The 4587-nt window shown below is 35.1% G+C and carries 4 protein-coding genes; 1 reads left to right on the forward strand and 3 read right to left on the reverse strand.

Going from position 1 to position 4587, the window contains the following annotated elements:
* Positions 1-2: 2 nt before the first annotated feature.
* A complete protein-coding gene (locus tag FC88_RS04095; protein WP_057813075.1) occupies positions 3-596 on the reverse strand; it encodes a hypothetical protein in 594 nt (197 codons plus the stop codon).
* 485 nt (positions 597-1081) lie between these two features.
* Positions 1082-3277, reverse strand: coding sequence for a Tex family protein (locus FC88_RS04100; protein WP_083484553.1), 2196 nt, complete (start codon positions 3275-3277; stop codon positions 1082-1084).
* Between the two features lie 188 nt (positions 3278-3465).
* Here FC88_RS04100 and FC88_RS04105 point away from each other — a divergent pair, with 188 nt between their 5' ends.
* Positions 3466-4017 (forward strand): hypothetical protein, encoded by a 552-nt coding sequence (locus tag FC88_RS04105; protein ID WP_057813077.1) that lies wholly within the window; start codon positions 3466-3468, stop codon positions 4015-4017.
* Positions 4018-4061: 44 nt separating this feature from the next.
* Here the strand turns inward: FC88_RS04105 and FC88_RS04110 are convergent, their stop codons facing one another.
* Positions 4062-4478: a cytidine deaminase family protein gene (locus tag FC88_RS04110; protein WP_057813079.1), complete on the reverse strand. Its 417-nt coding sequence runs from the start codon at positions 4476-4478 to the stop codon at positions 4062-4064.
* Between the last annotated feature and the right edge of the window lie 109 nt (positions 4479-4587).

Below are 4587 nucleotides of genomic sequence, written 5' to 3' on the forward strand. Positions count from 1 at the left end.
TCTTAACTTTTCTTTATTTTTCCAAAGTGGCTAACTTGTTCTTGCAATTTGCGATATTCATTAGAATCTTTATCTTGGAAAATTTCATTATTAAGTAAGTGATTGATCGGTGTTTCATTAACTAAAGGAGAAGTATTGTCTTTACCTAATTCAACGTCGTTTACTTCACCAAAAACCACTTTATTTGTACGGTGGTCGTTGGAACTGACGAATGAGCTTTCTGACATATTCTTTACTTCTTGAACATAAGAAATATCTTTATCCAATAATTTTTCGTCCGTAATGTTTGTCCCAAAGTTAACATTTCCGAACAAAGATCCAACCGCAAGGTTTCCATTTGTATGTGCATTTAAAGTTGCTTCTTTAGCAAAGATATGGAATTTTGATGCATATCCTAAATTATTTTTGGATACATCTTGAAAGTCATCACTAACTTTGCCACCATTTTGAACTTCTGGATTAACTGATCTTTCAGCAACTTCTTGAATAGATACATTTGTATTATCACTAGCCTGAACATTAGTGATTCCCATCCCTGATAATACAATTGCACTAATTGCAACACATGATAAAATATTCGCCTTCTTCATTTTCATTAATAGTTTATTACTCCCTTATCGATTTCTTGATATTAATATTATCTTATAGAAACCATAAGGTCAAACCAAGTTTTGAAAAATATTTTTATTATTTTTGAATAAAAATTCAATTTGGCACAAAAAAAGAGCCGGATTTTAAAAATCCAACTCTAATTTATTAATTACCTGGTATTACACTTATAAGTGATATCAATAACTATATTGGAGATAAAAATCAAAGCAAACACTTTAACTTATAACCAATTAAATGGATCAAGCACCTTAACAAAACTATCAAAGAAGTATTCCCAGAAATTACTTTGATTACCCTTCAACTTATAGATAATGGTTTTAATTAAAGCAAAAATAAGAGAAATCAAAAAGTACAAAACCAATAAAAAGAATGCATATATGAAAAATTCCAACAATGAATTTCACTCCTTTATTGAATTGTAACAAAAAAACTATCAGCTCAAAACGAGTCGATAATCTTCTTACTTCTATTATTTAGTGGGCTTTTTCATTGTTAATTGAATACGATTACGATTCTCATCCACACTTAAAACCCAAACCGTCACAATATCGCCAATCGTCACCACCGTACTAGGATCACTGACAAAATGGTCGGATAATTGAGAAATATGTACTAAACCATCTTGTTTAACACCAATATCAACGAAAGCGCCAAAGTCAATTACGTTACGAACTGTACCTTGAAGTTCCATCCCTGGTTTCAAGTCGGCCATTGTTAAAACATCTTGACGCAAAAGTGGTGCTGGCATACTGTCACGCAAATCACGACCAGGCTTACTCAAACCGGCAATAATATCAGTCAAGGTAGCCACACCGATATTTAATTTTTGTGCAGATTTTTCTTGATTCAACTGACTTAATTGCTGTTGCAATTTTGGAGTTCCTACTGCTTGTGGCGTTTCAGCAATACTCTTCAACAATTCCCTAGTAGCAGAATAACTTTCTGGGTGAATGTCAGTATTATCCAATGGATCACTTCCACCGATGATTCTTAAGAAACCGACTGCTTGTTGATAGGCTTTAGGACCCAGACGTGGAACTGACTTCAACGACTGTCTGTTTGTAAATGAACCATTCTCATTTCTAAATTTGACAATATTTTTAGCGGTTGTTGCTGTTAAACCAGAAATATGTGTCAATAATTCAGGACTGGCTGTATTAACGTTGACTCCAACTTGATTGACTGCTGTTTCAACGACTCGATCTAATTGTTCATCTAGAGCTTTTTCAGGCACATCATGTTGATATTGACCGACACCGATTGCCTTAGGGTCAACTTTGATCAATTCAGCTAATGGATCTTGTAAACGACGACCAATACTAATAGCCGAACGTTCTTCAACGTGCAAATCAGCAAATTCAGCTCTGGCATTAGCACTGGCAGAATAAACTGATGCTCCTGCTTCATTGACGATGACATAATAAATCGGTTGCTTGATAGTTTTTAAAATACCACTAACAAACTCTTCCGATTCACGACTAGCCGTACCATTTCCAATCGCAATCATTTGAACGTGATATTTTTCTAACAGCTTTTTAAATTCAGGTGCTGCCGCTGCTCGTTGTTTTTCACTAGCTGGCTTGTGAGGATAAATCACTTGTTTAGTCAAGAAACGACCATTGGCATCAATAATAGCTAATTTACATCCCGTCCGATAAGCTGGATCAAAGCCCATCACAACTTTACCCTTTAAAGGAGCTTGCATCAGCAGGTGGTACAAATTATTACCAAAGACTTGAATAGCATGGGTGTCAGCCTTCTCTGACAATTGACGACGTAATTCACGCTCGATAGCTGGTCCTAAGAAACGTTTATAAGAATCTTCAAAGGCTGTATCGATTTTTTCAACTGCTAACCCACGGTTACGACCGACTAATTTAGAATGTCCATGACGTAAGATCTGCGTTGCATCGATAGCAATTCCTACGGTCAAAACTTTTTCTTTTTCACCACGATTGATGGCGAGAATTCGATAAGGTGGTACTTGTTTTAATTTTTGTTGGAAGTCGTAATAAGTTTCATAAACTGCTTGCTCGTCTTTTTCTTTAGCGCCACGTTTTAATTTGCTAGTCAATTCACCATTTTGCCAAGTATATTGTCTGATCCATTCTCTGAAATCAGCACGTTCACTGAAGTTTTCGGCCAATATTTCATGTACGCCAGCCCAAACTGCTGCTAAATCTGGCAAATCCTTTTTAGCATCGATAAAATCTCGAGCCTTTTTGTCTAAGTTTCCATTTGGGAAAGTCAATAACCACTTAGCCAAAGGTTCCAATCCAGCTTCTTTAGCAATCGTAGCTTTGGTACGACGCTTTTGCTTGTAAGGAAGATAGAGATCCTCAACTTGTTGCAAGACCGTTGCTTGTTCTAGTTTTTGTTTGAGTTCAGGCGTTAGCTTGCCTTGTTCTTGAATCAATTTTAAAACGTCTTGACGTCGTTGATTGAGCTTCATTAAACGATGTGTTTCATCTTCAATTTCTCTAATTGCTACTTCGTCCAAAGTTCCCGTACGTTCTTTTCGATAACGAACAATAAAAGGAACCGTATTTCCTTCATCTAATAAACTCAAGACCGCTTGAATCTGTTGAACGCGATATTGATTCAATTGTTGATGAACTGGTTTTGCCAAATCCACCATTTTGTTTTCTGCTTCTTTAGTTGCCATTGTAGTGCAATCCCTCCATCGTCGATTATCAAATACTTTTTAATTATACTCTAGTTAAGCTAGACTAATTGTGAAAAGATGAGTAAACTTAAAGAGTTATATATCAAATAGCTCAAATTGCCACATAGCTAACCGTAACTGGTTAGTTTTTTTATGTGACCATTTTGAATAAACAAATGAGGTTAACAATGGATATCAAAGAATTAAACTTTGCCAATCAGGATTTAGATAATTTTGCTGGATTAAGTCATATTGGTAACGGTAAAAATCAAGACATCGAAAAATATTATCAATCATTTCGAACTTGGCTTGATTGGAATAACGTTCTCGATGTAGTTAATAATTACAAAAATATTAAGATGGATCTTCATTATGTAACTTCATATGATTTTTTAGTTTGGTTACTTCACTATGGAGACGTTTATGATAATCTTTTGCGTCACTGTTTGAATCAAAACCCTGCAATGGATTACAAAACTGCCGCAAGAGACCTTTACAAATTACGTCAATCTCATCCCAAATTCTCATTTACAGTTGCTTTAGCAGCACATTTAAAAGCCCATGACTTTTTGTCAGATAATGATTTAGATCAATTCATCCCTGTTCTAGCTAGTATTCCTAACAATAGTGGCAAGAAAAAAACTGATATGATCACTTCAGAATTAGGTGAAAAACTTTATGAGGCAATTTACAGCCTATCTAATTTTGCAGTTGAACGTGTCTCGCAAGAATGCTTTTGATGATAAAAATAGCTAACAAGCCAATTAAGGTTTGTTAGCTATTTTTAATTAGTTTTGATAGTCCCCCACCAATTAGGAAAGATTTCTTTCAAGGTAGTAGTTTCTCGTTTTTCATAATTGACCATAATTTCTGTATCAGCATTTTTAGGTGAAAATTCCATCAACGTTTCCCGACACGTTCCACATGGTAAGCCATCGAGTCCAGTTGGCGGTGCATCACGAAAGGTAATCATCCGTTTAACCTCCATTTCTCCGTCATCTTGCAACATATTCAATAAAGCTACTCGTTCAGCACAAAGATTGATGGTCCCACATGCCATCTCGATACAATATCCAGTATAAATTTTGCCAGATTTACTCTCCAATGCACAGACCACGTTATTGGCATAAACAAAATCATTTAATTCATGCGGTTTATATAATGGCTTAGCAGCTAAATATAATTTTTCCCAAACATCCATAAAAATTTTCCCCCTTAGATATTTTATGAATATAAATATACCATTTATTAAAAACCCAATCTATTCATAGAATAGTAAATACAGTAAAGCAGGAGTCAAGATTGTGAAT

Origin of the sequence: Companilactobacillus futsaii JCM 17355, from assembly GCF_001435505.1 — a bacterium.
Classification (GTDB): domain Bacteria; phylum Bacillota; class Bacilli; order Lactobacillales; family Lactobacillaceae; genus Companilactobacillus; species Companilactobacillus futsaii.